The sequence below is a fragment of the Pseudomonas sp. GW821-FHT01D09 genome, from assembly GCF_059422465.1.
Genome location: NZ_JBWKWY010000004.1, coordinates 94,030 through 120,299, shown reverse-complemented (window position 1 = coordinate 120,299; position 26,270 = coordinate 94,030). Strand labels below are relative to the sequence as shown.

Below are 26,270 nucleotides of genomic sequence, written 5' to 3'. Positions count from 1 at the left end.
ATCTTCCAGCCATTACGCGCCTCTCATTTCCATTTGATAGATGGGTAAATCGTTAAAATGCTTGCCTGATCAATTCAGGTAATAACTCCCCGGCCCGCCCCCTCAGGTTCCATGTGCAAACACCATCAAGTGCGCTTTCGACCAGGTTGATCTGAATGACTTTACGCCCTGCTTTTTTCGCATCCCTGGGAAGCCTCGCGGCCGGGTCAACCTTCCCCGAACAACCGACTACGATCAGCAGATCGGATGAACGAGATGAGTTGAATGCCCCATCAAGAATGTCCGCAGGCAAATACTCGTCAAACCAGACGACGCCTGGCCGGACCAGCCCTCCACACGCCTGGCATTTTGGCGCAGGCACCCGCCAACCACCTGCGGGCTCTTCGGGAATACCATCAGGCAACACAAAAGGGTGCGCGCAATCGAAACAGCGCGGATGATGGAGGGAGCCGTGAAGGTGTTGCACATCGACGCTTCCTGCCCGCTCATGCAGGTTGTCCACGTTCTGGGTGAACAATGAAAGTTGCGGGACGCGACGAGCAAGCTCGGCGAGCGCCCGGTGAGCCGCATTTGGCTGCGCTGCAAGCACCTGCGAGCGCCGCCACTCATACCATCCCCAAACCAGGGACGGGTCGCCTAGGAACGCATCGGCGGTAGCAAGCGTGTGCGCATCAAAATTCTGCCAAAGGCCAGTTAATGCATCGCGGAATGTCGGGATGCCGCTTTCAGCGGATACACCCGCCCCTGTCAGCACGGTAATCCTGCGCGCACTTTGCAGAGCAGCGATTAATACGGGGTCAAAATCAGCGGACACTAGGGTACCTCCCTGACATTTTGCGCCACACATCAGGATGTGGAGCATCAGAATCCATTCTTGGAACCTGTGCGAATCAATCTAAAATCCGAACCTGCTTGCGCTTTTACAACCCGAGTGCAAATGGGCATACATTGTCAAGCAAGAAACAAAAAAGCCCCGTAAATCTTCATTTACGGGGCTTTCATTTGTATGGCGGAGAGATAGGGATTCGAACCCTAGGTACCGGTGAAGGTACAACGGATTTCGAATCCGTCCCATTCGGCCACTCTGGCATCTCTCCAACGGCGCGCATCATAACAGTCTGTTTCGTGGAAGCAAAGCGCCGAAGCAATTTTTTTCCGTGCTATCAGATGCTTGCGTCGATTACAGCGGTACGCCAAGACGGTTGGCGACTTCTTCGTAGGCTTCGATCACGTCACCGAGGCCCTGGCGGAAGCGGTCTTTATCCATCTTCTTGCGGGTGTCCTTGTCCCACAGGCGGCAGCCGTCCGGGCTGAATTCGTCGCCCAGGACGATGGAGCCGTCGTGGAATACGCCGAATTCCAGTTTGAAGTCCACCAGCAGCAGGCCGGCGTCGTCGAACAGTTTGCTCAGTACGTCGTTGACCTTGAGCGACAGTTCTTTCATGCGCGCCAGTTGCTCAGCGGTGCCCCAGCCGAATGCCACGACGTGGGATTCGTTGATGAACGGGTCGCCCTTGGCGTCGTCCTTGAGGAACAGCTCGAACGTGTAAGGGTTGAGCTTGAGGCCCTCTTCTACGCCCAGGCGCTTGACCAGGCTGCCGGCGGCGTAGTTACGCACGACGCACTCGACCGGGATCATGTCGAGTTTTTTCACCAGGCATTCGTTGTCGCCCAGCAGTTTGTCGAATTGGGTCGGGATGCCGGCCGCTTCGAGTTTCTGCATGATGAAGGCGTTGAACTTGTTGTTCACCATGCCCTTGCGGTCGAGCTGTTCGATGCGCTTGCCGTCGAACGCCGAGGTGTCGTTGCGAAACAGCAGGATCAAGCGGTTGGCGTCGTCGGTCTTGTATACCGACTTGGCTTTGCCGCGGTAGAGTTCTTCACGTTTTTCCATGATGGGCTCCGCTTGGTAAGTAGGTGGGCTAGGCGATATGTCGCCAGTCGAGCCCTGAATCTTGATCGGCCAGTTGCAGCCAGTCCGGGTCGCACCCGAGGGTGTCGACAAAACATTGCCGGGCAAGCTGCGGCAGGTTGTTCTTGCTGCTCAGGTGGGCCAGGACCAGGTGTTGCAGGTCTTGCCAGCCCAACTCATACACCAGGTACGCCGCCTGGTGGTTGTTCAAATGTCCCCGTTCGCCGCCAACCCGCTGCTTGAGAAAGTACGGGTAGTGACCGCGTGCCAGCAGGTCACGGCAATGGTTGGACTCGATCATCAAGGCATCGAGGTCCCGATAGCCTTCGAGCACCTTGGCACAGTAGGAACCCAGGTCGGTCAGCAGGCCAAAACGGCGCTCGCCATCACTGAAGACATATTGCGTGGGCTCGTGGGCATCGTGGGCCACGGCAATCACGTCGATGCTCAAGGCCCCCACCTGCAGTTGCTCGCCACCGGCCAGGAAACCTGCGGGTTCAATGGGTTTGCGCATCCCGCGCAAGGTGCCGCGACTCAGGTACACCGGAAGATTGTAGCGCCGAGACAGCAAACCCACGCCATGCACGTGGTCGGCATGTTCGTGGGTCACTAGAATCGCGCTCAACTGCGCCGGGTGAACCCCCAGGCGCAGCAGGCGGCGCTCGGTTTCCCGCAGGGAGAAACCACAATCGACCAGGACATACGTGTCGTCGTGGGCTACAAGCGTGCCGTTCCCTTGGCTACCGCTGCCGAGAACAGCAAAACGCATCGGATCAGCCCAGGTTGTCCTGAATCACGCCCAACACTTTGCGCGCCGTTTCTGCTGGCGCCACGGTGTTGATGTTCTTCTCGACAGTGACTTGCACGTTGTCGCCGACCTTGCTCAGGCGAACCTGATAACGCTCGGCGCGGGTCTCGATCTCTTCCTTGGTCGGCTCGCTGCCGAACAACTTGCTGAAGAAACCACGCTCGTCGTCTTTCTTCTCGGCCTTTTCCGCCACGTTGATGTAGTACAGACCCAGGCTGCGGTTGATGTCTTCGACACGCCATGGCCCTTGCTCCAGGGCACGGCCGACGCTGGCCCAGGCACGATCCAGGTCTTCACCCAGGTTGAGCACGACGTTGCCGCTGCCATCCTCGGTGAGGCTGACACGGCTAGGGGTGTCGTAGTCACGGGCGGCGAGCAGGGATACGGAACCGCCCTTCTCGGAGATGCGGCTCATGCTGGCAAGCATCTCGTCGACCAGCGCAGCATCGACACCGCTGTTGACCGAACGATTGGTGAACTCGACGTTGGCGGTGCTGCCGGCAGGACGCTCGGCGCTGACCACGTAGACTTCACTGGTATTGCGCTGCACGCCTGGCTCGATGCGCACGCGGATGCGGCTTTCGCCATCGGCGGCGACACCACCGGATTGCAGGCGCTTGGCCATGTTGGCCGATAGTTCGCTCGGTTGCTGCCACGCCGTGGTGAACTCACCGGTCTGCGGGCGTTGCTCGTCGAGGCGGAAGCCATTGTCCTGGAAGAACTGCACCGCCACCGGCCAGACTTCGGCAGGTGGGCGCTGGGCCATGATCCAGCGCGAATCGCCGCTTTTTTGCAGGCTGTAGTCGCTGGCATCGGCCTGGGCCGAAATCGGTTGCGGACGCGGCACTTCGTACTCGCCCTTGACGGTGTCGTCGGCCACGTTGCGCGGGATCGGCAACAGCGGGTCAAGGCGCTTGGCGACATTGACGTCCGGCGGCAATTGCATCGGTGCGGTTTGTTGTGCTTCCAGGTAATCGCTGCCGCGGTCACGGAAGTAGCCTTCCGGGCCCCAGATCCAACCGCAGCCACTGGTGCTGGAGATAATCAAGGCAAGTGCGGAAAGTCCGGCCAATCGCTTCATGCGTAGTGCTTCCTCAATTAAACCAGGACGCCGGACTGGCGCAGGGCCTGTCGCAGCGGTTCGTGACAGGCTGGGCTGAGCGGGGTGAGCGGCAGACGGATACCGTCCGGCATCAGGCCCATCTCATGCAGCGCCCATTTCACGGGAATTGGATTGGATTCGATAAACAGGGTTTTGTTGAGCGGCATCAGTTGCTCATGAATCGCCCGGGCCTTGACGGCATCACCGGCGATTGCGGCGGCACACAGTTCGCTCATGGCACGCGGGGCCACGTTGGCGGTCACCGAGATATTGCCCTTGCCACCCAGCAGGATCAGCTCCACCGCCGTGGCGTCGTCGCCGGAGTACAGCAGGAAGTCGCTGCTCACGCCGGCCAGGATGTCCTTGGCGCGCTGCAGGTCGCCCGTGGCTTCCTTGATACCGATGATATTCGGCACGGTGGACAGGCGGATCACGGTCGCGGCCTGCATGTCGCACGCCGTGCGACCCGGCACGTTGTAGAGGATCTGCGGGATGTCGACGGCTTCGGCGATGGCCTTGAAGTGCTGGTACAGGCCTTCCTGGGTCGGCTTGTTGTAGTACGGCGTCACCAGCAGGCAGGCATCGGCCCCGGCTTTCTTGGCGTTTTTGGTCAGCTCGATCGCTTCGCGCGTCGAGTTGGCGCCCGTACCGGCAATCACCGTGATACGCCCTGCCACGCGCTTGACCACAAACTCGATCACCTTGATGTGTTCTTCCACATCAAGCGTGGCCGATTCACCTGTGGTGCCGACGGCCACAATGGCGTTGGTGCCTTCTTGCAGGTGAAAGTCCACCAGTTTGCCCAGGCTGTCCCAGTCGAGATTACCTTGTGCATCCATGGGTGTGACCAGTGCCACCATACTGCCCGCAATCATGCAACCGCTCCTGCCGGAAAAAGAGAGCCGTAATGGTACTGGCGCCAAGATGCTTGCACAAGCGAAGTACCCTCTGAGGAGGTGTTCTGGATCAACTTAGTTGCCAGCAACGCCCTCATTGGGCCAAAGCACGGCCAGATGCCGCTGAAGATGCAATGAAAACGCCACGTCCTAGCCCTTGGCGGCGCTTTTCGCTACCCTTGATCCTTTGATCGGTACCGCTCGTTCGTATCGACCGCTCATCGCTTTAGGAAGGCTGCATGTCCACCCCCACAGTCCGCGAACAATTCCTTGTTATCAGTGCCCTTGGCGCCAACCCCATGGAGCTGACTAACGTCCTGTGCCGCGCCAGCCATGAAAACCGCTGCGCCGTCGTGACCTCCCGCCTGACCCGCCATGGCGAGTGCAGCGCGCTGGTCCTGCAGATTTCCGGGAGCTGGGACGCCCTGGCGCGCCTGGAAACCGGCTTGCCGACCCTGGCCAAGAAGCACGACTTCACCGTCAATGTGGTGCGCAGTGCCGCCCTGGAGAACCGTCCCCAGGCGCTGCCGTACGTGGCTTATGTCAGTTCGGCCTACCGGTCGGACATCGTCAATGAGCTGTGCCAGTTCTTTATCGACCATAACGTCGAGCTGGAAAACCTGACCTGCGACACCTACCAGGCCCCCCAGACCGGCGGCACCATGCTCAATGCCACCTTTACCGTGACCTTGCCGGCCGGCGTACAGATCAGCTGGTTGCGCGACCAGTTCCTGGATTTCGCCGATGCGCTGAACCTCGATGCCCTGATCGAACCGTGGCGCCCACAGAACCCAATGTAAGGAAGTTTTTCATGGCGGTAGTCATCGACACACCGGTCGCCGATATCCAGGCCCCGGCGACCAGCGGGCAGACGTTCAGCCTTGCCGGGCTCAAGGGCAAGCAAGTGGTGCTGTATTTCTACCCGAAGGACAGCACCCCGGGCTGCACCACCGAAGGCCAGGGTTTCCGCGACCAGTACGCCGCCTTCCAGGCCGCCAACACCGAGGTGTTTGGGGTGTCCCGGGACAGCGTGAAGTCCCATGAGAATTTCAAGGCCAAGCAGGCCTTCCCCTTCGAGCTGATCAGCGACAAGGATGAGGCAGTTTGCCAGCTGTTTGATGTGATCAAGCTGAAGAAGCTGTACGGCAAGGAATACCTGGGTGTGGACCGCAGCACCTTCCTGATCGACAAGGATGGCGTGCTGCGCCAGGAATGGCGTGGCGTGAAGGTGCCGGGGCATGTGGATGTGGTGTTGGCGGCGGCGCAGGCGCTGGACAAGGCTTGATGCGGCGGGCGGCAGTTAGATAGCTATCGCAGGCAAGCCAGCTCCTACATGGGATCGGTGCTCGACCAGACAACTCGGTAGTGGTGGGAGCCGGGCTTGCCCGCGATGGGGACATCAGGCCTTGCGCAACCAGTAACGATACACACCGTTATCGGCTTCCTCGTGCAACAGCACATGCCCCGCCAGCCTGGCAAACGTGCGGAAGTCGCGCTGGGAACCCGCATCCGTGGCGATCACCTTGAGCACCGCACCACTGGCCAGCCGATTGAGTTCCATCTTGGCCTTGAGCAGTGGCAACGGGCAGTTGAGGCCACTGGCATCAAGCTCGGCGTCGTGGTTTACAGCAGCGGTCATGGTTTTGCTCCAGGCGGCGTCAGGGGCGCTTAGAATATCTGGTCCCGGGCTCAGTGTCCGGCTACAGTAATGTCTTTGTCGAAAGGCTTTGTGCATGACTTTTTTGCGCCCTACCCTGCTGACGCTCGCTTGCCTGCTTGCCTCTCCAGGCTTCGCCGACGACCTGCCGTCACTTGGCGACGCCAGTTCTGCCATTGTCTCGCCACAACAGGAACACCAACTGGGGCGAGCGTGGCTGGCGTTCCTGCGCGGCCAGGTCTCGGTCCTCAATGACCCGCAACTCAAGGATTACGTCGAGACCAGCGTCTACAAGCTGGTAGAGACCAGCCAGGTCAACGACCGGCGCCTGGAGTTCATCCTGATCAACAGCCCGCAGCTCAACGCGTTTGCCGCGCCGGGCGGGATTGTCGGGGTCAACGGCGGCCTGTTCCTCAACGCCCAGACCGAAGGCGAATACGCCTCGGTGATGGCCCACGAATTGGCGCACTTGTCCCAGCGTCACTTCGCCCGCGGCGTGGAAGCCCAGCAACGGATGCAGATCCCGATGATGGCCGCGTTGCTCGGCGGGATTATCGCCGCCGCCGCCGGTGCCGGGGATGCCGGGATTGCCGCGATTGCCGGCAGCCAGGCCGCCGCGATCCAGGAGCAGCGGCGCTTCTCCCGGCAGAACGAGCAGGAAGCCGACCGCATCGGCATCCTCAACATGGTCAAGGCCGGCTACGATCCGCGCTCGATGCCGACCATGTTCGAGCGCTTGATGCGCCAGTACCGCTTCGATGCCAAGCCACCGGAATTCCTGCTGACGCACCCGGTTACCGAATCGCGGATCGCCGACACCCGCAACCGCGCCGAACAGGCCAAAGCCGGCGGCACCGAAGACAGCCTGCGCTATCAACTGATCCGCGCCCGGGTCCAGCTGTATTACGAAGACACGCCCGGGCTGGCCGCCAAGCGCTTCCGTGCGCAGTTGGATGAGAACCCGAAAAGCGATGTAGCGCGCTATGGCCTGGCCATCGCCCAGATCAAGGGCACCCAGCTCAATGAGGCGCGCGAGACCCTCAAGCCGCTGCTGGCCAAGGCGCCCAACGATATCACCTACAACCTGGCGCAGATCGAGCTGGATATCACCAACAACCGTATGCCCGATGCGCAGCAACGCACTGACCGCATGCTGGCCCAGTACCCCAGCAACTACCCGCTGAACCAGGTGCGTGTAGACCTGCTGCTCAAGCAGAACCGTACCGCCGACGCGGAAAAAGCCCTGGAAGGCCTGCTCAAGTCGCGCGCCGACGATCCCGATGTGTGGTACCAGGTGGCCGAGACCCGTGGCTTGTCCGGCAATATCATCGGCTTGCACCAGGCCCGCGCCGAATACTTCGCGCTGGTCGGCGATTTCCAGCAGGCGATCCAGCAATTGGACTTCGCCAAGCGCCGGGCCGGTAGCAACTTCCCGCTGTCGTCCCGCATCGATGCACGCCAGCGCGAGCTGATCGAACAGGAACGCATCGTCAAAGGCATGATGAGCTAAATCCGATGCCACAAAAAAGCCCCGCTCTCGGCTTTCGAGAACGGGGCTTTTTATTGACCTGCCGCTAGCGGATTACTCAGCCAGCTTGAAGGTAATGAAGCTGGCACGCCCTTGACGCAGGACTCGCATCGACACCGAGCGATTCTTCGGCAACGCCTTGGCGATGTCGGTGAACTCCTTGGTGGTGTTGATGGCCTGGTTGTTCAAGTGGGTAATCACGTCGCCCGGCTGCAGGCCGATCAGGGCGGCCGGGCCGTCCTGGACTTCCTTGATTACCACACCGCTCTTGAGGTCGAAGCTCTTCTTCTGCTCGTCGGTCAACTCGACCACGGCGATGCCCAGGCGGTTGCTGCTGCGCTCGGCACCCGACTTGTTGAGGGCTCCCAGCTCCTGACCTTCCTCGGGAATGGCACCCACGGTCAGCTCAACGTTCTGGCGCTTGCCTTCGCGGATCACTTCCAACCTGGCCTTGCCGCCAGCCTTGAGTGCGCCCACCAGGTGCGGCAGGTCGGCCGACATGACAATCGGCTGGCCGTTCATGCTCAGGATCACATCGCCCACCTGCAAGCCGCCTTTGGCAGCCGGGCCGTCGTCCTGGATCTGCGCGACCAGGGCACCGGCCGGCTTGTCCAGGCCAAAGGACTCGGCCAGGTCTTTGTTCACTTCCTGGATCACCACGCCCAACCAGCCACGGCTGACCTTGCCACCGGCTTTCAATTGGTTGGAGACGTCCATGGCCACATCAATCGGGATGGCAAAGGAGACGCCCATGAAACCGCCAGATCGGGTGTAGATCTGCGAGTTGATCCCCACCACTTCGCCCGCCAGGTTGAACAGCGGGCCGCCGGAGTTACCCGGGTTGATCGGCACGTCGGTCTGGATGAACGGCACGTAGTTTTCGTTCGGCAGGCTGCGGCCGATGGCACTGACGATACCTTGGGTCACGGTGTGGTCGAAGCCAAACGGCGAACCGATGGCCACCACCCATTGCCCGGCCTTCAGGTCCTGGGACTTGCCCAGTTTCAGCACGGGCAGGTCCTTGCCTTCGATCTTCAGCAGGGCCACGTCGGAACGTGGGTCGGTGCCGACCAGCTTGGCCTTGAGTTCACTGCGATCAGCCAGGCGCACAAGGATTTCGTCAGCGTCGGCGATCACGTGGTTGTTGGTCAGGATGTAGCCATCAGGCGAAATGATAAAGCCCGAGCCCAGGGATTGGGCTTCACGCTGGCCACCACCGCCACCACGCGGCGAACGTGGCTGGGGCATGCCGCGCTCGAAGAACTCCCGCAACATCGGCGGCAGGCCTTCAAGGTCGGGCATCTGCTGGTTCGAGACTTTACGATCCGGCAGCTTCTGGGTGGTACTGATGTTCACCACCGCAGGCGATGCCTGCTCTACCAGTTGGGTGAAGTCAGGCAGCTCCGCCGCTTGCGCGGTAACGGCCTGACCCAGCACCAGCACCGTGGCGACTATGGAAAGGTAAGACTTCAAACGTGGTATCGACATACAGCTCCCGTTACGACGAGCAGGGTTGGGCGACAAGGTTCAATAAACGCCAGAGACTACTGCTACCAGCGTCAAGATTGCGTGAACAAAACAAGGCCAGGGCCGAGAAGTTCTGACCTATAAAAAACATAAGGAGATTTTGCAAGTGAAAATACTCTCCAGACATTTCATGTTCTGTGCAGCAAAGCAGGCATTTCCTGGATCACTGTGAACGATCTGGATGAGCATAGGATTAACGGCTCACGGTTTTTCGGGCGCCGGGCCACTGCGAACCGACAGGGCGATCCGTTCGGCGGTGCCCAGGGGAATCTCCCCGACCACCGTCGCCACGACCTCGCCTTGCGGGGTGTTCATCCGGCGCGAAACTGCAACCGTTGGCCCCAGTTGAACCCGGCTCTCTGTCGCGGCCTCGCCACTGACAGGTTCAAGGAACAGCGAAAAACGCGCCAACCCATCCTCGTACATCTGGCTGTTTACCACCGCCTGGGTCCGGGAATCCTTGCGTGTCGTGCTGCGGACCAACTGGAAGCCCGGCGGCAGCCAGCTCGGATGCCACGCCTGGGCGGCCGGCACGTCATCGGCCTGGCTACTGGCGACCGACAATGGCTTGCAGTCCTTGCCGGGCTGCAAATCCCGCTCATCCGGGGCCTGGGTGCTCAATTGAGTGAACTGGAAACGTTCCAGCAACTGCCCTTTGTCATTGATCAATAATGATTTGAGCGGCAATGCGGTTTCTCGATCCAGGTGCAGCTCGAATCCGTAGCGGTACTGATCCCGTGGCGCCAGCGAGATAATCACCGCCTTGCGGCCAGCCACGCGTGATTCGCCGATAACGGCAAGCGTATAAAAAGAATTGAGTTTTTGTGGATCAAGAACCTGGGCTGAAGCGCCCGGGGAGTTGCCAAGCCCCGCCACCAGGCTGCCACTGACGCACTGGGTGCGCCCATCGACCCGGACAACTTCCTGGGCCGAGCCATCGAGCTGCAACAGGCGTTCGCGGACCTGGCCATCCTGGACACGGTGCCAGATGTCATGGGTTGAGAAACTACCGTTACGCTCGTAGATAAACGTACCTTGGTAGCTTTGCTGCTGCTCTGCCCGCCCAAGACGCTTGAGCCAGTCTTGGGCTTCATCGGCATGGGCAGGTACGGCAAACCAGCCACTGAGCAAAAGCGCAAGGAGCGGTATGGCACGCATAAGGCTCCTTAGCGGTTTAGCGGTTTTCCAGGCTTGCAGCACGAGCGTATGGCAGCGCGCTTTCAGTGCCTTTTACCGCCGATTCCTGAGCGTGCTGGCGAAGGTAGCCTGGCAGACGCTGATCCTGCCAGCCGGACTGCCCCTGAAGCACACCATTGGCCATCGGGCCAGTTGCCTCAGCGCTTTCCTTGTAGCCCGCCAGAACAGCCGGACCCTTGACCTGCGGACCGGCCATGACCGGCTGCTGGGTTTGCTGGGCCAGTTCGGCACCGGCGATTTCGTCCTGGTTGTACAAACGCACACCGGCCAGTACGGCCACAGTCACCGAAGCAGCGACTGCCAGGCGACCGAGGCTACGCCAAGGGCCACGTGCAGCTTTTGCCGGAACGGCTTCATCGGCCAGCGCAGCAGAAACGGCCGCAGCAATATCCAGACGAGGGATTAGTAGATCCTTGTGCATCACCGCCCGAGCGACTTGGTAACGAGACCAGGTATCACGGGTTTGGGCATCATCAAATGCGCTGAGCACTCGACGAAGTTCCAGTTCATCCGCTTCGTTATCCATCACTGCGGACAGCGATTCCTGCAGGGCATCACGACTCATGGCGGTTCCTCTCTTGGCTGTCGCCGCTGTCTTTAGTTTTCCTGCAACAACGGTTGCAGGGCTTTATCGATGGCTTCCCGAGCCCGGAAAATCCGGGAGCGTACGGTCCCCACCGGGCATTGCATGACGCTCGCAATGTCCTCGTAACTCAGACCATCGAATTCACGTAAAGTTAACGCCGTACGCAAATCTTCTGGCAGTTGCTGAATAGTACGGTGGACGGTGCCTTCGATCTCATCGCGCAGCAATGCACGCTCCGGCGACTCGAGATCTTTGAGGCCGTGATCACCATCGTAAAATTCTGCATCTTCCGAACTCACATCACTATCGGGTGGGCGGCGGCCGCGAGACACCAGATAGTTCTTCGCCGTGTTGATGGCGATGCGGTACAGCCACGTGTAGAACGCACTGTCACCGCGAAAATTACCGAGTGCACGGTAGGCCTTGATAAAGGCCTCCTGTGCAACGTCCTGCGCTTCATGGGTGTCGTGCACGAACCGCACGATCAACCCGAGAATTTTGTGCTGGTATTTCAGCACTAGCAGATCAAATGCGCGCTTGTCGCCGCGTTGAACGCGCTCGACCAGCTGCTGATCCTCTTCCTGGGTTAGCATGAACACTCCTCGTTGTACTTGCAGGAGGCGTGCATAACTAAACGATCAGGCTTGCAAACATAGACTAGGACTTTTCGCAAAAGTTCTCCCCCTTCAAGCAAGTTTCCGGTGGGCTCTGTTTTGGCACACACGAAAAACGCAGCGCGGGCATAGCCGGCTGCGTGAATAATCTTGTCGCCGGTTTTCTGACGCCCCATGTTCCAGGCCAATCAGTAAAACCAACGTTTTCCCAGCTTTCGGGCATCCTGTTATGGAGTCGGGGCGGATGCAAAAGTTCCCATCTCGACACCCGAGCGCCTCATCAAAGCCGTGCAGTTCGTTCACCGTAGTCTCACAATGCCACGAATGCCCGGCTATTGTGCCGATAGCCCCCTCTATATACTAGTGGGCCGTGTGACCCTTTGATTCGCCGATCCAGGCGTCCTGTTTGCGCCACCCCTCGGATCGCTTTTTGCGGAATCCCATAAATGAGCCAACAGTTTCAACACGATGTCCTGGTGATTGGTAGCGGCGCCGCAGGCCTGAGCCTTGCACTGACCCTGCCGAGCCATCTGCGCATAGCCGTACTGAGCAAGGGCGACCTGGCCAACGGTTCGACGTTCTGGGCCCAGGGTGGGGTTGCCGCCGTGCTCGATGACACCGACACGGTGCAATCCCACGTTGAAGACACCCTCAACGCCGGCGGCGGCCTGTGCAATGAAGACGCGGTGCGTTTCACCGTCGAGCATAGCCGCGAAGCCATCCAGTGGCTGATCGACCAGGGGGTGCCATTTACCCGCGATGAACATGCCGGCAGTGATGACGGCGGTTTCGAGTTCCACCTGACCCGCGAAGGCGGCCATAGCCACCGGCGCATCATCCATGCCGCCGATGCCACCGGCGCCGCAATCTTCAAGACCCTGCTCGCCCAGGCCCGGCAACGGCCGAATATCGAACTGCTGGAGCAACGGGTCGCCGTCGACCTGATCACCGAAAAACGCCTGGGCCTGGCGGGCGAGCGCTGCCTGGGGGCCTACGTGCTCAACCGCGCCAGCGGCGAAGTCGATACCTACGGCGCGCGCTTCACCATCCTGGCCTCAGGAGGCGCCGCCAAAGTCTACCTCTACACCAGCAACCCCGATGGCGCCTGCGGGGATGGCATCGCCATGGCCTGGCGCTCGGGCTGCCGGGTGGCGAACCTGGAGTTCAACCAGTTCCACCCCACCTGCCTGTATCACCCCCAAGCCAAGAGCTTCCTGATCACCGAAGCCCTGCGCGGTGAAGGTGCGCACTTGAAGCTGCCCAATGGCGAACGCTTCATGCAGCGCTTCGACCCGCGGGCCGAACTGGCGCCACGGGATATCGTGGCCCGCGCCATCGACCACGAGATGAAGCGCCTGGGCATCGACTGCGTCTACCTGGACATCAGCCACAAGCCCGCCGACTTTATCAAGACCCACTTCCCGACGGTCTACGAGCGCTGCCTGGCTTTCAATATCGATATCACCCAAGGGCCGATCCCGGTGGTGCCGGCGGCGCATTACACCTGTGGCGGGGTGATGGTCGACCAGCGCGGCCGTACCGACGTGCCGGGCCTGTATGCTATCGGCGAGACCAGCTTCACCGGCCTGCACGGCGCCAACCGCATGGCCAGCAACTCGCTGCTCGAATGCTTCGTCTACGCCCGCTCCGCCGCCGCCGACATCCTCGAACAGCTGCCACGCATCCCGGTGCCGGCCGCCCTGCCCCGCTGGGATGCCAGCCAGGTCACCGACTCGGACGAAGACGTGATCATCGCCCACAACTGGGACGAGCTGCGGCGTTTCATGTGGGACTACGTGGGGATCGTGCGCACCAACAAGCGCTTGGCGCGTGCCCAGCACCGGGTGCGCTTGCTGCTGGATGAAATCGACGAGTTCTACAGCAACTACAAGGTCAGCCGCGACCTGATCGAGTTGCGCAACCTGGCCCAGGTCGCCGAACTGATGATCCGCTCGGCCATGGCGCGCAAGGAAAGCCGGGGCCTGCACTACACCCTCGACTACCCGCAGATGCTGCCCGAAGCCCTCGACACTATCCTGGTGCCAACCACCTACGGCGGCTGAACTTCAAGCGCACCCGCAGGCGCCGATGCACATCGGCGGCCTGCGAATCGCGCGGCACACAGATCGAGCGCACCCGCCAATCGCCCGGCAACCGGTAGCGCAGTACCACCATCAGCGGCAATGCCAGGCTGTCGGGGCGCAACTGCACGGCGTGCCAGCCCCGTGCCGCGCTCCACAATTGCCAGCCGTCGGCATTGCGCCGCAGGCCACGAACCGACGAAGGGTGGGTCAAGCGAATATGCCGCGGTAGCGTCCACAGCCCATGGGCCAGGCACGCCAGCACACCGAGTGCAGCCATCGAGAAAGGTACAGCCAACAGGCACAGCGCACCGAGCGCAAGCACCTGGGCGAGGAGATACGCCGCCAGCAAGCGCCCACTGGCCTGCCAGCGGCACTCGAAGGTATTACTTGGGCTGGACACGATCCAGGATCATCCGCACCATGCGCTGCAGCTCCGGGTCTTCTGATTCGGCACGCTCCATAAACCAGCCGAACATGTCCTGGTCTTCGCAGGTCAGCAGCCGGACGTAGAGGTCGCGATCGACCTTATCGAGGGTCGCGTACACCTCTTTGGTGAACGGCACCAGCAACACATCCAACTCCAGCATGCCGCGACGGCTGTGCCAGTACAGGCGATTGATTTCTACATCTTCGACCATGGAGCGCTCCTCAAATAGGGCGCAAGTATACAGGCCCGCGCCCCTCGGAACAGTCGGCTTTGGTCGGGCTGATGAAACTACCCATTTGCCGGGCGCCCCTCTATGATGCACCCATGACTTTCCAACTGCGATGACCCATGGCTGACTCTGCTTTCTTCTGTCCCCTGTCCCACGAAGGCGTCCTGGCCGTTCGCGGCGCTGACGCGGCCAAGTTCCTCCAGGGGCAACTGACCTGCAACCTCAACTACCTCAACGACACCCACGCCAGCCTCGGCGCGCGCTGTACCCAAAAAGGGCGTATGCAGTCGAGCTTCCGTATCGTGCTGCAAGGTGACGGTGTGCTGCTGGCCATGGCCAGCGAGCTGCTGGAACCGCAGTTGGCGGACCTGAAGAAATACGCGGTCTTTTCCAAGTCCAAGCTGACGGACGAAAGCGCTGCCTGGGCCCGCTTCGGCCTGGCCGACGCCGACCAGGCCCTCGCCAGCCTGGGCCTGGAACTGCCCGCCGAGACCGACAGCGTGGCGCGCCATGAAGAGCTGCTGGCCATTCGCGTCTCCCCCGGCCGCGCCGAACTCTGGGGCCCTGCGGCGCAAGCCGACACCCTGCGCAGCCAACTGGCCGCAACCCTTGCCGAAGGCGACCTCAATGCCTGGCTGCTGGGGCAGATCCGCGCCGGCCTCGGCCAGGTCATGGCCCAGACCCGCGAGCTGTTCATCCCGCAGATGCTCAACCTGCAGGCGGTCGGCGGCGTGAGCTTCAAGAAGGGCTGCTACACCGGCCAGGAAATCGTCGCCCGTATGCAATACCTGGGCAAACTCAAGCGCCGCCTGTACCGCCTGGGCCTGGACGGCACGGCATTGCCCGAGCCGGGCACGCCACTGTTTGCGCCCAGCCATACCAGCGCCATCGGTGAGGTGGTGATCGCCGCCCGGGCCGACGAAGGGATTGAACTTCTGGCGGTGCTGCAAGCCGAAGCAGCCGACAGTGGCGATGTGCATTTAGGTACGCTGGAAGGCCCGGGCCTCATGTTGCTTGACCTGCCTTACCGACTGGACCGCGATCGCGAGATCCAGCGTTAATTGCCGCACCCTTTTGCAACACCCTAGAGAGCATGAATGAACAAACTGGCGGAAAAAGTCCAACAGGCGTTGGTGACGGCCATCGATAACGATGACCTGGTTCTGCCCACGTTACCGGAAGTGGCCCTGAAAATTCGTCAGGCCGCCGAAGACCCCGAAGTCAGCATCAGCCATTTGAGCAAAGTCATCGGCCGCGACACCGCCCTGAGCGCGCGCCTGATCAAAGTGGTCAACAGCCCGCTGTTGCGGGCATCCCAGGAAGTCACCGACCTGCACACCGCCATCACCCGCCTGGGCACCAACTACAGCAGTAACCTGGCGATTGGTTTGGTGATGGAGCAGATATTCCATGCCCGCTCCGAAGTCGTCGAACACAAGATGCGCGAAGTCTGGCGCCGCAGCCTCGAAGTCGCGGGCGTCTGCTACGCCTTGTGCCGCAACCACAGCCAGCTCAAGCCGGACCAGGCGGCACTCGGCGGGCTGGTGCACCAGATCGGCGTGCTGCCGATCCTGACCTACGCCGAAGATCACTATGAACTGCTCTCCGACCCGGTCAGCCTCAACCATGTGATCGATAGCATCCACCCGCTGCTGGGGGACAAGCTGCTGCGCGGCTGGGACTTCCCGGAAATGCTGGTGAATGTGCCCGCGCACTACCAGGACCTTGAGCGCGAATCGGCCAGCCTGGACTATGTCGACCTGGTGCAAGTGGCCGTGCTGTATTGCCACAAGAACACCGAGCACCCGCTGGCCAATGCTGTGCTGTCGAACCTGCCGGCCTTCAAGAAATTGCGCATCGACCCGCTCAATGAAGCGGTGCGCACCGAACTGGACGAAGCGCGCTCGATGTTCGACTGAGCCCCTCGTAGCCAGGCTGGCTTAACCTGCGATAAAGCTCACCCGCACCTTGAGCCCTTTGCGCTCGCCATCATGCAGGCTGATCTGGGCCAGGTGCGCGCGGCAGATTTCGCCGACAATCGCCAAGCCAAGGCCCGAACCTGCGCCCTGCTGGTTACGCCGGTAGAAGCGCTCGAACACCCGATCCCGCTCGTCCAGTGGAATGCCCGGGCCATCGTCTTCCACTTCCAGCACCGCCGGCGCCGTGACCCGCAATATCACATTGCCACCTGACGGTGTATGCGCCAGGGCGTTATCCACCAGGTTGCTCAACAGTTCATTCAGCAAGGTCGGCTCGCCACGCAACCACACCGGTTCATCGGCCTCCAAAGCCAGCGCCACGCCTCGCGCATGCGCCAGGGGCGCCATGGCCATGCCCAACTCACGGGCCAATTGGCTGAGGTCGAGCAACTGCGCGCCACCTTCGGCAATCGCCCGCGCACCGTTTTCGATGCGGGCCAGGGACAGCAACTGATTGGCCAGGTGGGTCAAGCGATCCGTGCCTTGCGCCGTTGTTTCCAGGGTGCTGCGCCAGATCGCCGGTTCCTCGGCGCGCAGGCCCAACTCCAGCCGGGCCTTGAGGGCCGCCAGCGGGGTGCGCAATTCGTGGGCCGCATCGGCGATAAACTGGGCCTGGCGCTCGAACTGCCCGCGCAAGCGTTCGGTAAAGTGATTCAACGCTCGCACCAGCGGCCCGAATTCGTGCTGCACCTCAACCAACGGCAAGGGGCGCAGGTCATCCGGCTGGCGTTCTTCCACTGCCGTGCGCAAGCGCTCCAGCGGGCGCAACGCCGCACTCACCGCGAACCACACCAGCAACAAGGCGCCGACGGCCAGCATGCCCAGGCGCAGCAGAGTGTCGGCCATCAGGCTGCGGGCCATGCTGACGCGGGCTTCGTCGGTTTCGGCCACACGGATTTCGGCCATGCCGTTCATATTCGGCTCCGACACCGCCTTGAGCAGGCTCACCACCCGCACATTCTGCCCCTGGTACTTGGCGTTATAGAACCGCGCCAGGGCTGGGTAATCGTCGGTGCGTGGCGTACCGGGCGGCGGGCCAGGCAGGTGTTCGTAGCCAGAAATCAGCTTCTGGTGAATATCATTGACCTGGTAGTAAATCCGCCCGGCGCTGTCGTAGGCGAAGGTGTCCAATGCCACGTAGGGCACATCGGCGCTCAGGGTGCCGTCACGCTGGGACAACCCGGCAGCGATGGTGCGGGCCGAGGCCAGCAGGGTGCGGTCGTAGGCGGTGTCGGCCGCCTCGCGACCGTTCCAGTAGGCACTCAAGCCGCTGGCCAGCATCAGCACCACCAACAGCAATGCCAGGTTCCACAGCAAACGCCAACGCAGGCTGCTGTGCTTACGCATCGCGGGCTTCCAGCAAGTAACCAAGGCCGCGGAAGGTAACGATGGCAACCGGCTGGCCATCAAGCTTCTTGCGCAAGCGATGCACATAGATTTCGATCGCGTCGGGGCTGGCTTCCTCGTCCAGGCCAAATACCTGGGACGCTAATTGCTCCTTGCTCATGACCCGGCCAGGACGGGCGATCAGCGCTTCAAGCACCGCCTGCTCGCGGGAGGTCAGCGTCAGCAGTTCACCGCCGAGGGTAAAACGCCGGGTTTCCACGTCATACACCAGCACCCCACAGGTCTGCTGCCGCTCGCCGCCCAGCACACTGCGGCGCAACAGGGCCTTGACCCTGGCTTCCAGCTCGGTCAACTCAAAGGGCTTGGCCAGATAGTCATCGGCCCCCAGGTTAAGGCCATGCACCCGATCCTTTACATCGCTGCGGGCGGTGAGCATCAACACCGGCAGGTTTTTCCCACGGGCCCGCAAGCGCGCCAGCACCTCGAAACCGTCCATGCGCGGCAGGCCCACATCGAGAATCGCCACCGCGTACTCCTCGCTGCTCAAGGCCAGGTCCGCAGCCACGCCATCGTGCAGCACATCCACCGTCAAGCCCGTGCTCTTGAGCGCTTGGGCCACACTTTCGGCGAGTTGCAAATGGTCTTCGACGAGCAGGACACGCATGGATTCTTACCTCGTTAAGGGGTGGCCGACGCCGCCCCGGGTTGACCAACTCGCGGCGCAGTTTACAGCCGCAGCCTGTGCTGTGAAGCCCGAAAACATGGAAAGGGCGTTGAAAGGTTAGTGAAAGGTTCGCCCATTAGCATCCAAAAACGGATGGTTATACCTTCCGAGCTATCTGACCTATAGCGCCCGAAAAACGCCCTGATGCGTTTTCGCCAAATAAAAACAATAAACGGAGTGCACACCGATGCTGCCTACACGGCCCAATACTTGCCCGTCTGTTCGTTTTTCCCGCCTGACCCAGACCGCCCTCGCCAGTGCCGCTACCCTTGCCGGCTTTTCGCCGCTGGCCCAGGCTGCCTTCTTTGAAGACAGTAGCGCGACCCTGGAAACCCGCAACATGTACTTCAACCGCGACTTTCGCGACGGCACCAGCGCCCAGCAATCCAAGCGCGACGAGTGGGCCCAGGGCTTTATGCTCAACCTGCAGTCGGGCTACACCGACGGCACCGTCGGCTTTGGCGTGGATGCGCTGGGCATGCTCGGGGTCAAGCTCGACTCCAGCCCGGACCGCACCGGCAGCGGCCTGCTGCCGACCCACGATGATGGCCGCGCCGCCGACGAATACTCGAAGCTGGGCCTGACCGGCAAAGTGAAAATCTCGGCCACCGAGCTGAAAATCGGTTCGCTGATCCCTGAGCTGCCAATCCTCAAGCCCAACGACGGGCGCATCCTGCCGCAGACCTTCAACGGCGGCCTGCTGACCTCCAAGGAGTTCAAGAACCTGACGTTCACCGGTGGGCGCCTGGACAAGGTCAAGGACCGCAACGACAGCAACTATGAGGATATCGCCCTCAACAACAAGAACGGCCGCTTCGTCAGTGGAGCCACCGGCAAATACTTCAACTTCGGCGGCGTGGACTACAAGTTTGCCGAAAAAGTCACCGGCAGCTACCACTTCGCCCAACTGGACGACGTGTACCGCCAGCACTTCCTCGGCCTGCTCACTTCCAGCCCGATGGGCCCCGGCACCTTCGCCGCCGACATGCGCCTGGCCATCAGCGATGACGCCGGCAGCGCACGCGCTGGCAACATTGACAACAAATCCTTCAGTAGCATTTTCAGCTACGGCCTCAACGGCCATAAACTGAGCGCCGGCTACCAGCGCATGTTCGGTGACAGTGCATTCCCCTATGTGGATGGCAGCAACCCGTACCTCATCAACTTCGTGCAGCTCAACGACTTTGCCGGCGCCGAAGAACGCTCCTGGCAGGCCCGCTACGACTACGACTTCGCCAAGCTGGGGATTCCCGGCCTGAGTTTCATGAGCCGTTACATGTCCGGTGACAATATCCAGCTCAAGAACGGCGACACCGGCAAAGAGTGGGAACGCGACACCGAGATCAAATACGTGGTGCAAAGCGGCACCCTCAAGGACGTGGCCGTGCGCCTGCGCAACGCCACCTACCGCTCCAACTACTCGGCCCGGGACGCAGACGAAGTGCGCGTGCTGGTCAGTTACAGCGTCGCGCTGTGGTAACCACTGAAAGTCATCTCCCCAATAACAACAATGACGGAGTTCCTCATGTCTTCATCCCTGCGTAAATTTGCCCTGGCCGCCGGCTGCATGCTGTTTGCCGGTCAACTGCTGGCCGCCGAAGAACCCAAGCGCCCGGAATGCATCGCACCGGCCTCCCCCGGCGGTGGTTTTGACCTGACCTGCAAACTGGTGCAAAGCGCACTGATCAACGAAAAGCTGCTGAGCAAGCCGATGCGCGTGACCTACATGCCCGGCGGCGTCGGGGCGGTGGCCTACAACGCCGTCGTGGCCCAGCGCCCCGCCGATGCCGGCACGCTGGTGGCCTGGTCCAGCGGTTCGCTGCTGAACCTGGCCCAGGGCAAGTTCGGGCGTTTTGATGAGAGCGCCGTGAAATGGCTGGCCGCCGTCGGCACCAGTTATGGCGCGATTGCGGTCAAATCCGACTCGCCCTACAAGAGCCTCGACGACCTGGTCCAGGCCCTGAAGAAAGATCCGAGCAAAGTGGTGATCGGCTCCGGCGGCACCGTCGGCAGCCAGGACTGGATGCAAACCGCACTGATCGCCAAGGCCGCCGGGATCAACCCGCGTGACCTGCGTTACGTGGCCCTCGAAGGCGGCGGCGAAATCGCCACCGCCCTGCTCGGCGGGCATATCCAGGTCGGCAGTACCGATATCTCCGACTCCATGCCACATATCCAGAGCGGTGATATGCGCCTGCTGGCGGTGTTCTCCGAGCAGCGCCTGGACGAGCCGGAAATGAAGGATATCCCGACGGCCAAGGAGCAAGGCTACGACATCGTCTGGCCGGTGGTGCGTGGTTTCTACCTCGGGCCAAAAGTCAGCGATGAAGACTACGCCTGGTGGAAAGCCGCGTTCGACAAACTGCTGGCCTCCGAGGACTTCGCCAAGCTGCGCGACCAGCGCGAGCTGTTCCCGTTCGCCATGACCGGCCAGGAGCTGGACACCTACGTGAAGAAACAGGTGGCTGACTACAAAGTGCTGGCCAAAGAGTTCGGCCTGATCCAGTAATCGCCCCTCTGTGGGAGCGGGCTTGCTCGCGAAAAACTGCAACGATGACGCGTGCTGCCTGGATACACGCGATGTCCTGGCGTTCTTCGTGAGCAAGCTAGCGCCTATACGAGTCGCAAAGGAGTCCCCTATGCTCTTACAACGCATTTTCGCTGGCGTGATGTTGTTGGTCTGCATCGGCCTGGCGCTGATGGCCTGGCCCTATCAGGCGGCCTTTTCCTACGAACCCGTAGGACCCCGGGCGTTCCCGCTGCTGCTGCTCGGGCTGATGGGCCTGGCGTTGATCTACATGCTGATTCGTCCGCAACCCACCAAACATACTGAAGATGAACCGGCGCTGGACCGCCCGACCCTGGTCAAGATCGGGATCTGTGTGGTCTTGCTGCTGGTGTTTGCCGCCACGTTTGAACCCCTGGGTTTCATGCTCAGCAGCATGCTGATCGGTATTCCGATGGCACGGCTGTATGGCGGCCGCTGGCTGCCCAGTGCGGTGGTCATCACCTTGATGAGCGTCGGTCTTTATCTGCTGTTCGATAAAACCATGGACGTGCCGCTGCCCCTCGGTCTGCTCGACGTTCTGGAGAACTGATATGGATACTTTTGGCTATTTGGGCCAGGGTTTCGGCGTCGCGCTGAGCCCCTATAACCTGGTGACCGCACTGATCGGCACCCTGATCGGCACCGTGGTTGGGCTATTGCCAGGCCTGGGGCCGATCAATGGCGTGGCCTTGTTGATCCCCATCGCGTTCGCCCTGGGCCTGCCGCCCGAGTCGGCGCTGATCCTGCTGGCAGCGGTGTACCTGGGCTGCGAATATGGCGGGCGGATCAGCTCGATCCTGCTGAACATCCCGGGCGAAGCCTCCACCGTGATGACCACCCTCGACGGCTACCCGATGGCCCGTAAAGGCATGGCCGGTGTAGCGTTGTCGTTGTCGGCCTGGAGTTCGTTCATCGGTGCGTTTATCGCCACCTGCGGCATGGTGCTGTTCGCACCGCTGCTGGCCAAATGGGCGATAGCCTTCGGCCCGGCGGAATATTTCGTCCTGATGGTGTTTGCGATTGTCTGCCTGGGCGGCATGGCCGGTGACAAACCGCTTAAAACCTTTGTCGCAGCGCTGATCGGCCTGTTCCTGTCGGCGGTGGGTATCGACGCCAACAGTGGCGTGTACCGCTTCACTGGCGACAATATTCACCTGACGGACGGCATCCAGTTCGTGGTCCTGGTACTGGGCCTGTTCTCTATCAGTGAAATCCTCCTGCTCCTGGAAAAAACCCACCGCGGCCAGGAAGCCGTGAAAGCTACCGGACGCATGATGTTCAACGTCAAGGAAGCCTTGTCGGTGTTGACGGTGAACATACGTTGCGGCATCTCGGGCTTTATCATCGGCGTGCTGCCCGGTGCCGGTGCGACCATGGCCTCGGCCGTGGCCTACATGACCGAGAAACGTATCGCCGGCGCCAGTGGCAAGTTCGGCCAGGGCGACATGCGCGGCCTGGCCGCCCCGGAAACCGCCATCGGCGCTTCAGTCTGCGGCGCCATGGTGCCAATGCTGACCCTGGGCGTTCCAGGCTCGGGCACCACGGCGGTGATGATCGGCGCCCTGTCGCTGTACAACATCACACCTGGCCCGCTGCTGTTCCAACAACAACCGGACATTGTCTGGGGCCTGATCGCTTCGCTGTTTATCGCCAACATCATGCTGGTGGTCCTCAACATCCCGATGATCCGCATCTTCACGCGCATCCTTGCCGTGCCGAACTGGGCACTGGTGCCGGTGATTGCCATCATCACCGCCATTGGCGTCTACGCGGTCCACGCCACCACCTTCGATCTGTTCCTGATGATCGGTATCGGCATCTTCGGCTATATCCTGCGCAAGTTGGATTTCCCACTGTCGCCACTGCTGCTGGGCTTTATCCTCGGCGGCCTGATGGAGCAGAACCTGCGTCGGGCGCTGTCGATCTCCAACGGTGCGCTGGAGATCCTGTGGTCCAGCCCGATCACCTTTGGCGTGTGGGTGCTGACTGCAATCATGCTGTTCGTACCGCTGCTGCGCATCTGGCGCAAGCGCGCCCTGCAGCGTCGTGCTGTAGCCGATGTCTGAGGTTAGCCTCAGACATTGGTGGGGAACACCGCTGGTCGGCCTGGCCGGCGGTTACCTGGCCAGCCTGATCGGCTGGCCTTTGCCGTATATGGTCGGCTCGTTGCTGGCGATCATCCTGGTGCGTTGCCTCACCCCTTGGCAGTTGGCCGAGATTCCCGGCGGGCGCAAATGCGGGCAATGGGTGGTGGGCATCGGCATCGGTCTGCACTTCACCCCGTTGGTGGTCGAGCAGGTGATGAGCCACTTTGGCCTGATCTTCTTCGGTGCGCTGGTTACCAGCCTGTCGAGCATTGTCGGTGTGTGGCTGATGCGCCGCAGCGGTGAAGACCGCGCCACCGCGTTTTTTTCGAGCATGCCGGGCGGTTCCGGCGAGATGGTCAACCTGGGCGCGCGCAATGGCGCAGTGCTCAGTCGCGTGGCCGCTGGCCAGAGCCTGCGGGTATTGCTGGTGGTGCTGTGCGTGCCGGCGATCTTCAAGTACTTGCTGGGCGGCGGTGCGCCACAGTTTCACCCGGCGCCCGTGGATTGGGCCTGGCTGGCCCTGTTGTTTGCCGTCGGCGCCCTGGTCGCCTGGGGTTGGCAGCGCCTGCGCCAACCCAACCCCTGGTTGTTCGGGCCGTTGCTGGTCAGCGCCATCGCCAGTATCACCTGGGATCTGCACATCGGCCTGCCCGACGGCGGCAGCCAAATCGGCCAATGGTTGATCGGCAGCGGCCTGGGTTGCCACTTCAACCGGCAGTTCTTCCGCCGGGCGCCGTCGTTCATGGGCCGTACGGTGATTGGCACACTGCTGAGCATGTTGATCGCCACCCTGGCGGCGCTGGGCTTGAGTGCGTTGACGCAGTTGGATCTGCGTTCGCTGACGCTGGGCATGATGCCCGGCGGGATTGCGGAGATGAGCTTGACGGCGCAGACCCTGCAACTGTCGGTGCCGTTGGTGACGGCAATGCAGGTGATGCGGCTATTGTTTGTGCTGTTCCTGGCGGAGCCGTTATTCCGCCACTGGAACCGCCAGCCGGGCACCGTCTAAAAGCTGGCACCTCTCTACTGTGGGAGCGAGCAAGCCCGCTCCCACACACCCATTGGCGTTGAGCCTTAGATAGGCGGCAACCGCCACTCGATCGGCGTCTCGCCATTTTGCTCAAGAAACTTGTTGGTCCGGCTGAAATGCCCACACCCCAAGAACCCGCGATACGCCGACAACGGCGATGGATGCACCGAGGTCAGCACCAGGTGCTTGGTCGCATCGATCAGCTTCTGCTTGCCCTGGGCATGGGCGCCCCACAGCAGGAACACCAAATGCGGCTGATGCTCACTGACCACCTCGATCACCCGGTCGGTAAAGAACTGCCAGCCCTTGCCCGCATGGGCGTTGGCATTGGCGCGCTCCACGGTCATGGTGGTGTTGAGCAGCAACACGCCCTGGTCGGCCCAGCTTTGCAGGCAGCCGTGGCTGGGGATATCGATATTGAGGTCGCGCTTGAGTTCTTTATAGATATTGACCAAGGACGGCGGCGCCGGCACGCCCGGCTGCACCGAGAAGCACAGGCCATGGGCCTGGCCGGGGCCGTGGTACGGGTCCTGGCCGAGGATCACCACCTTGACCTTGTCCAGCGGCGTAGAGTTGAGCGCGTTGAAGATCAGCGGGCCTGGCGGGTAGATTTCCTTGCCCGCCGCGTGCTCCTGGCGCAGGAACTCGCGCAGCTCGTTCATGTACGGCTGCTCGAACTCCTCGCGCAGGGCGTGTTTCCAGCTCGGTTCGAGTTTGATACGGTCGTCGGCAGTCATCAGAAAAGCATCATGTAAAAAAGAATGGGCGAACCCTAGGAAAGCCCACCCCACTTGTCAATTGATCTGACGCAGAACCGGCACTTTCCCACGAAGGGATCATACTCAACGTTCAATTTACCGATTGAGGTCATGATGAATCTGCACTTTGAAGAGCTCACGGGCACAGACGGTGCCCGTATCGGTATCGCCAGCCTGGACGCGCAAGCATCCCTCAATGCCCTCTCCTTGCCGATGATCCTGGCCCTGCACGAGCGCCTGGACAGCTGGGCCAAGGACCCGCAAATCGTCTGTGTGCTGCTGCGTGGCAACGGCGCCAAGGCGTTTTGCGCTGGCGGCGAAGTGCGCAGCCTGGCCCAGGCCTGCCGTGAGCACCCGGGTGAAGTGCCCACCTTGGCCGCGCAGTTCTTTGCCGCCGAGTATCGTCTCGACTATCACCTGCACACCTACCCCAAGCCACTGATTTGCTGGGGCCATGGCTATGTGCTGGGCGGTGGCATGGGCTTGCTGCAAAGCGCCAGCCTGCGCATCGTCACCCCGAGCAGCCGCCTGGCCATGCCGGAAATCAGCATCGGCTTGTACCCGGATGTCGGCGCCAGTTGGTTTCTTTCGCGCCTGCCCGGCAAACTCGGCCTGTTCCTGGGCCTCACCGGCGCCCATATGAATGGTCGCGATGCCCTGGACCTGGGCCTGGCCGACCGCTTCCTGCGCGATGAGCAACAGGACGAAATGCTTGAGGGCCTGTTGCAATTGAACTGGCAAGAACAGACCGCGATGCAGCTCAACAGCCTGCTCAAGGCCCTGGCCCAGGAAGCGGCCAGCCAGCAGCCCGAGCCACAGTGGCTACCGCGACGCCCGCAGATCGACGAATGGCTGGATGTCGGCGATGTGCGCTGCGCCTGGCGGGCATTGAGCCAACTGCGCGAGCATAGCGACCCGCTGCTGAGCCGGGCCGGCAAGACCCTGAGCGAGGGCTGCCCGCTGACCGCGCACCTGGTCTGGGAGCAGATCCGACGGGCACGGCACTTGTCTCTGTCAGAGGTTTTCCAGATGGAGTACACCCTAAGCCTCAATTGCTGTCGGCATCCAGAATTCAGCGAAGGGGTCCGCGCGCGCCTGATCGACAAGGACCAGCAGCCACACTGGCATTGGCCGGATATCAACCACATCCCCGACGCCGTGGTCGAGGCCCACTTTCACAAGGCCTGGGAAGGACGGCATCCGCTGGCAGACCTGTCTGATTTATGACAG

Annotated in this window: 27 protein-coding genes and 1 tRNA gene; 12 read left to right on the top strand and 16 right to left on the bottom strand. The window is 61.5% G+C overall.

Annotated elements, in window-relative coordinates; translation table 11 throughout:
- Nucleotides 1-52: 52 nt before the first annotated feature.
- From AC07W7_RS06370 to dapA, 6 genes are all read right to left on the bottom strand, one after another.
- Nucleotides 53-814 carry an SIR2 family NAD-dependent protein deacylase gene (locus AC07W7_RS06370; RefSeq protein WP_236309608.1) on the bottom strand — a complete coding sequence of 254 codons (762 nt, stop codon included), beginning with the start codon at nucleotides 812-814 and terminating at the stop codon, nucleotides 53-55.
- Nucleotides 815-1,007: 193 nt separating this feature from the next.
- Nucleotides 1,008-1,097 (bottom strand) — tRNA-Ser (locus AC07W7_RS06365).
- 83 nt (nucleotides 1,098-1,180) lie between these two features.
- Nucleotides 1,181-1,894 (bottom strand): phosphoribosylaminoimidazolesuccinocarboxamide synthase, encoded by a 714-nt coding sequence (gene purC, locus AC07W7_RS06360; protein ID WP_003211975.1) that lies wholly within the window; start codon nucleotides 1,892-1,894, stop codon nucleotides 1,181-1,183.
- A gap of 28 nt (nucleotides 1,895-1,922) precedes the next feature.
- Nucleotides 1,923-2,681 (bottom strand): MBL fold metallo-hydrolase, encoded by a 759-nt coding sequence (locus AC07W7_RS06355; RefSeq protein WP_076962502.1) that lies wholly within the window; start codon nucleotides 2,679-2,681, stop codon nucleotides 1,923-1,925.
- Nucleotides 2,682-2,685: 4 nt separating this feature from the next.
- A complete protein-coding gene (gene bamC, locus AC07W7_RS06350) occupies nucleotides 2,686-3,801 on the bottom strand; it encodes an NlpB/DapX family lipoprotein (protein ID WP_076962503.1) in 1,116 nt (371 codons plus the stop codon).
- 17 nt (nucleotides 3,802-3,818) lie between these two features.
- Complete coding sequence (dapA, locus tag AC07W7_RS06345; RefSeq protein ID WP_076962504.1) at nucleotides 3,819-4,697, bottom strand: 4-hydroxy-tetrahydrodipicolinate synthase; 879 nt, start codon at nucleotides 4,695-4,697, stop codon at nucleotides 3,819-3,821.
- Between the two features lie 260 nt (nucleotides 4,698-4,957).
- On the opposite strand from dapA, the gene AC07W7_RS06340 reads away from it, so the two are divergent.
- Both AC07W7_RS06340 and AC07W7_RS06335 read left to right on the top strand, forming a co-directional pair.
- Nucleotides 4,958-5,518, top strand: coding sequence for a glycine cleavage system transcriptional repressor (locus AC07W7_RS06340; protein ID WP_076962505.1), 561 nt, complete (start codon nucleotides 4,958-4,960; stop codon nucleotides 5,516-5,518).
- Between the two features lie 11 nt (nucleotides 5,519-5,529).
- Nucleotides 5,530-6,003 (top strand): peroxiredoxin, encoded by a 474-nt coding sequence (locus tag AC07W7_RS06335; RefSeq protein WP_099167918.1) that lies wholly within the window; start codon nucleotides 5,530-5,532, stop codon nucleotides 6,001-6,003.
- Between the two features lie 114 nt (nucleotides 6,004-6,117).
- On the opposite strand, the gene AC07W7_RS06330 is transcribed toward AC07W7_RS06335, so the two are convergent.
- Nucleotides 6,118-6,357 carry a sulfurtransferase TusA family protein gene (locus AC07W7_RS06330; protein ID WP_099167917.1) on the bottom strand — a complete coding sequence of 80 codons (240 nt, stop codon included), beginning with the start codon at nucleotides 6,355-6,357 and terminating at the stop codon, nucleotides 6,118-6,120.
- A 94-nt stretch (nucleotides 6,358-6,451) separates the two neighbouring features.
- Between AC07W7_RS06330 and AC07W7_RS06325 the strand changes: the two genes are divergently transcribed.
- Nucleotides 6,452-7,885, top strand: coding sequence for a M48 family metalloprotease (locus AC07W7_RS06325; protein WP_076962508.1), 1,434 nt, complete (start codon nucleotides 6,452-6,454; stop codon nucleotides 7,883-7,885).
- Nucleotides 7,886-7,957: 72 nt separating this feature from the next.
- Here AC07W7_RS06325 and AC07W7_RS06320 read toward each other — a convergent pair whose 3' ends face one another.
- From AC07W7_RS06320 to rpoE, 4 genes are all read right to left on the bottom strand, one after another.
- Complete coding sequence (locus AC07W7_RS06320) at nucleotides 7,958-9,391, bottom strand: DegQ family serine endoprotease (RefSeq protein ID WP_076962509.1); 1,434 nt, start codon at nucleotides 9,389-9,391, stop codon at nucleotides 7,958-7,960.
- Nucleotides 9,392-9,631: 240 nt separating this feature from the next.
- On the bottom strand, nucleotides 9,632-10,588 hold the full coding sequence (locus AC07W7_RS06315) for a MucB/RseB C-terminal domain-containing protein (protein ID WP_099167916.1): 957 nt from the start codon (nucleotides 10,586-10,588) through the stop codon (nucleotides 9,632-9,634).
- A gap of 16 nt (nucleotides 10,589-10,604) precedes the next feature.
- Nucleotides 10,605-11,192: a sigma-E factor negative regulatory protein gene (locus AC07W7_RS06310; protein WP_099167915.1), complete on the bottom strand. Its 588-nt coding sequence runs from the start codon at nucleotides 11,190-11,192 to the stop codon at nucleotides 10,605-10,607.
- A gap of 32 nt (nucleotides 11,193-11,224) precedes the next feature.
- Nucleotides 11,225-11,806 (bottom strand): RNA polymerase sigma factor RpoE/AlgU, encoded by a 582-nt coding sequence (rpoE, locus tag AC07W7_RS06305; protein ID WP_003172477.1) that lies wholly within the window; start codon nucleotides 11,804-11,806, stop codon nucleotides 11,225-11,227.
- A 467-nt stretch (nucleotides 11,807-12,273) separates the two neighbouring features.
- Between rpoE and nadB the strand changes: the two genes are divergently transcribed.
- Nucleotides 12,274-13,890 (top strand): L-aspartate oxidase, encoded by a 1,617-nt coding sequence (gene nadB / locus AC07W7_RS06300; protein WP_076962512.1) that lies wholly within the window; start codon nucleotides 12,274-12,276, stop codon nucleotides 13,888-13,890.
- Here nadB and AC07W7_RS06295 read toward each other — a convergent pair.
- Nucleotides 13,859-14,311: a protein YgfX gene (locus AC07W7_RS06295; protein ID WP_099167913.1), complete on the bottom strand. Its 453-nt coding sequence runs from the start codon at nucleotides 14,309-14,311 to the stop codon at nucleotides 13,859-13,861. The genes nadB and AC07W7_RS06295 overlap by 32 nt on opposite strands.
- The gene (locus tag AC07W7_RS06290; RefSeq protein WP_017736358.1) at nucleotides 14,295-14,549 is read right to left on the bottom strand and encodes an FAD assembly factor SdhE; all 255 of its coding nucleotides are present in this window, start codon (nucleotides 14,547-14,549) and stop codon (nucleotides 14,295-14,297) included. Before AC07W7_RS06290 ends, AC07W7_RS06295 begins: the two co-directional genes overlap by 17 nt.
- Nucleotides 14,550-14,686: 137 nt before the next feature.
- On the opposite strand from AC07W7_RS06290, the gene ygfZ reads away from it, so the two are divergent.
- Both ygfZ and AC07W7_RS06280 read left to right on the top strand, forming a co-directional pair.
- The gene (gene ygfZ / locus AC07W7_RS06285; RefSeq protein ID WP_495038943.1) at nucleotides 14,687-15,628 is read left to right on the top strand and encodes a CAF17-like 4Fe-4S cluster assembly/insertion protein YgfZ; all 942 of its coding nucleotides are present in this window, start codon (nucleotides 14,687-14,689) and stop codon (nucleotides 15,626-15,628) included.
- 36 nt (nucleotides 15,629-15,664) lie between these two features.
- Nucleotides 15,665-16,486 (top strand): HDOD domain-containing protein, encoded by an 822-nt coding sequence (locus AC07W7_RS06280; protein ID WP_076962515.1) that lies wholly within the window; start codon nucleotides 15,665-15,667, stop codon nucleotides 16,484-16,486.
- Nucleotides 16,487-16,507: 21 nt separating this feature from the next.
- On the opposite strand, the gene AC07W7_RS06275 is transcribed toward AC07W7_RS06280, so the two are convergent.
- Together AC07W7_RS06275 and AC07W7_RS06270 are read right to left on the bottom strand one after the other, a co-directional pair.
- Complete coding sequence (locus AC07W7_RS06275) at nucleotides 16,508-17,893, bottom strand: sensor histidine kinase (RefSeq protein ID WP_076962516.1); 1,386 nt, start codon at nucleotides 17,891-17,893, stop codon at nucleotides 16,508-16,510.
- Nucleotides 17,886-18,557 (bottom strand): response regulator, encoded by a 672-nt coding sequence (locus AC07W7_RS06270; protein ID WP_029299087.1) that lies wholly within the window; start codon nucleotides 18,555-18,557, stop codon nucleotides 17,886-17,888. Before AC07W7_RS06270 ends, AC07W7_RS06275 begins: the two co-directional genes overlap by 8 nt.
- 247 nt (nucleotides 18,558-18,804) lie before the next feature.
- On the opposite strand from AC07W7_RS06270, the gene AC07W7_RS06265 reads away from it, so the two are divergent.
- The 5 genes from AC07W7_RS06265 (at nucleotide 18,805) to AC07W7_RS06245 (ending at nucleotide 24,261) form a co-directional block, all read left to right on the top strand.
- A complete protein-coding gene (locus AC07W7_RS06265; RefSeq protein WP_076962517.1) occupies nucleotides 18,805-20,097 on the top strand; it encodes an OprD family porin in 1,293 nt (430 codons plus the stop codon).
- 45 nt (nucleotides 20,098-20,142) lie between these two features.
- Nucleotides 20,143-21,126, top strand: a complete 984-nt coding sequence (locus tag AC07W7_RS06260) for a Bug family tripartite tricarboxylate transporter substrate binding protein (protein WP_076962518.1) — start codon at nucleotides 20,143-20,145, stop codon at nucleotides 21,124-21,126.
- A 130-nt stretch (nucleotides 21,127-21,256) separates the two neighbouring features.
- A complete protein-coding gene (locus tag AC07W7_RS06255; protein WP_076962519.1) occupies nucleotides 21,257-21,715 on the top strand; it encodes a tripartite tricarboxylate transporter TctB family protein in 459 nt (152 codons plus the stop codon).
- A 1-nt stretch (nucleotide 21,716) separates the two neighbouring features.
- Complete coding sequence (locus AC07W7_RS06250; protein ID WP_076962520.1) at nucleotides 21,717-23,231, top strand: tripartite tricarboxylate transporter permease; 1,515 nt, start codon at nucleotides 21,717-21,719, stop codon at nucleotides 23,229-23,231.
- Complete coding sequence (locus tag AC07W7_RS06245) at nucleotides 23,224-24,261, top strand: AbrB family transcriptional regulator (protein WP_197882703.1); 1,038 nt, start codon at nucleotides 23,224-23,226, stop codon at nucleotides 24,259-24,261. Before AC07W7_RS06250 ends, AC07W7_RS06245 begins: the two co-directional genes overlap by 8 nt.
- A gap of 65 nt (nucleotides 24,262-24,326) precedes the next feature.
- Here the strand turns inward: AC07W7_RS06245 and ung are convergent, their stop codons facing one another.
- The gene (ung, locus tag AC07W7_RS06240) at nucleotides 24,327-25,022 is read right to left on the bottom strand and encodes a uracil-DNA glycosylase (protein WP_162493905.1); all 696 of its coding nucleotides are present in this window, start codon (nucleotides 25,020-25,022) and stop codon (nucleotides 24,327-24,329) included.
- A 132-nt stretch (nucleotides 25,023-25,154) separates the two neighbouring features.
- On the opposite strand from ung, the gene dspII reads away from it, so the two are divergent.
- Nucleotides 25,155-26,267, top strand: coding sequence for an enoyl-CoA hydratase/isomerase DspII (gene dspII, locus AC07W7_RS06235; RefSeq protein WP_495038942.1), 1,113 nt, complete (start codon nucleotides 25,155-25,157; stop codon nucleotides 26,265-26,267).
- Nucleotides 26,268-26,270 lie beyond the last annotated feature (3 nt).

What these genes read in the sequence shown, in the direction of transcription:
- AC07W7_RS06255 (WP_076962519.1), top strand. Translation starts at nt 21,257, where the DNA reads ATGCTCTTACAACGCATTTTCGCTGGCGTGATGTTGTTGGTCTGCATC.
- AC07W7_RS06315 (WP_099167916.1), bottom strand. Translation starts at nt 10,588, where the DNA reads ATGCGTGCCATACCGCTCCTTGCGCTTTTGCTCAGTGGCTGGTTTGCC.
- AC07W7_RS06270 (WP_029299087.1), bottom strand. Translation starts at nt 18,557, where the DNA reads ATGCGTGTCCTGCTCGTCGAAGACCATTTGCAACTCGCCGAAAGTGTG.
- AC07W7_RS06310 (WP_099167915.1), bottom strand. Translation starts at nt 11,192, where the DNA reads ATGAGTCGTGATGCCCTGCAGGAATCGCTGTCCGCAGTGATGGATAAC.
- bamC (WP_076962503.1), bottom strand. Translation starts at nt 3,801, where the DNA reads ATGAAGCGATTGGCCGGACTTTCCGCACTTGCCTTGATTATCTCCAGC.
- dspII (WP_495038942.1), top strand. Translation starts at nt 25,155, where the DNA reads ATGAATCTGCACTTTGAAGAGCTCACGGGCACAGACGGTGCCCGTATC.
- AC07W7_RS06290 (WP_017736358.1), bottom strand. Translation starts at nt 14,549, where the DNA reads ATGGTCGAAGATGTAGAAATCAATCGCCTGTACTGGCACAGCCGTCGC.
- AC07W7_RS06260 (WP_076962518.1), top strand. Translation starts at nt 20,143, where the DNA reads ATGTCTTCATCCCTGCGTAAATTTGCCCTGGCCGCCGGCTGCATGCTG.
- AC07W7_RS06335 (WP_099167918.1), top strand. Translation starts at nt 5,530, where the DNA reads ATGGCGGTAGTCATCGACACACCGGTCGCCGATATCCAGGCCCCGGCG.
- AC07W7_RS06325 (WP_076962508.1), top strand. Translation starts at nt 6,452, where the DNA reads ATGACTTTTTTGCGCCCTACCCTGCTGACGCTCGCTTGCCTGCTTGCC.
- AC07W7_RS06330 (WP_099167917.1), bottom strand. Translation starts at nt 6,357, where the DNA reads ATGACCGCTGCTGTAAACCACGACGCCGAGCTTGATGCCAGTGGCCTC.
- dapA (WP_076962504.1), bottom strand. Translation starts at nt 4,697, where the DNA reads ATGATTGCGGGCAGTATGGTGGCACTGGTCACACCCATGGATGCACAA.
- rpoE (WP_003172477.1), bottom strand. Translation starts at nt 11,806, where the DNA reads ATGCTAACCCAGGAAGAGGATCAGCAGCTGGTCGAGCGCGTTCAACGC.
- nadB (WP_076962512.1), top strand. Translation starts at nt 12,274, where the DNA reads ATGAGCCAACAGTTTCAACACGATGTCCTGGTGATTGGTAGCGGCGCC.
- ygfZ (WP_495038943.1), top strand. Translation starts at nt 14,687, where the DNA reads ATGGCTGACTCTGCTTTCTTCTGTCCCCTGTCCCACGAAGGCGTCCTG.
- AC07W7_RS06340 (WP_076962505.1), top strand. Translation starts at nt 4,958, where the DNA reads ATGTCCACCCCCACAGTCCGCGAACAATTCCTTGTTATCAGTGCCCTT.
- AC07W7_RS06275 (WP_076962516.1), bottom strand. Translation starts at nt 17,893, where the DNA reads ATGCGTAAGCACAGCAGCCTGCGTTGGCGTTTGCTGTGGAACCTGGCA.
- AC07W7_RS06280 (WP_076962515.1), top strand. Translation starts at nt 15,665, where the DNA reads ATGAACAAACTGGCGGAAAAAGTCCAACAGGCGTTGGTGACGGCCATC.
- AC07W7_RS06245 (WP_197882703.1), top strand. Translation starts at nt 23,224, where the DNA reads ATGTCTGAGGTTAGCCTCAGACATTGGTGGGGAACACCGCTGGTCGGC.
- AC07W7_RS06250 (WP_076962520.1), top strand. Translation starts at nt 21,717, where the DNA reads ATGGATACTTTTGGCTATTTGGGCCAGGGTTTCGGCGTCGCGCTGAGC.
- AC07W7_RS06355 (WP_076962502.1), bottom strand. Translation starts at nt 2,681, where the DNA reads ATGCGTTTTGCTGTTCTCGGCAGCGGTAGCCAAGGGAACGGCACGCTT.
- AC07W7_RS06265 (WP_076962517.1), top strand. Translation starts at nt 18,805, where the DNA reads ATGCTGCCTACACGGCCCAATACTTGCCCGTCTGTTCGTTTTTCCCGC.
- purC (WP_003211975.1), bottom strand. Translation starts at nt 1,894, where the DNA reads ATGGAAAAACGTGAAGAACTCTACCGCGGCAAAGCCAAGTCGGTATAC.
- AC07W7_RS06320 (WP_076962509.1), bottom strand. Translation starts at nt 9,391, where the DNA reads ATGTCGATACCACGTTTGAAGTCTTACCTTTCCATAGTCGCCACGGTG.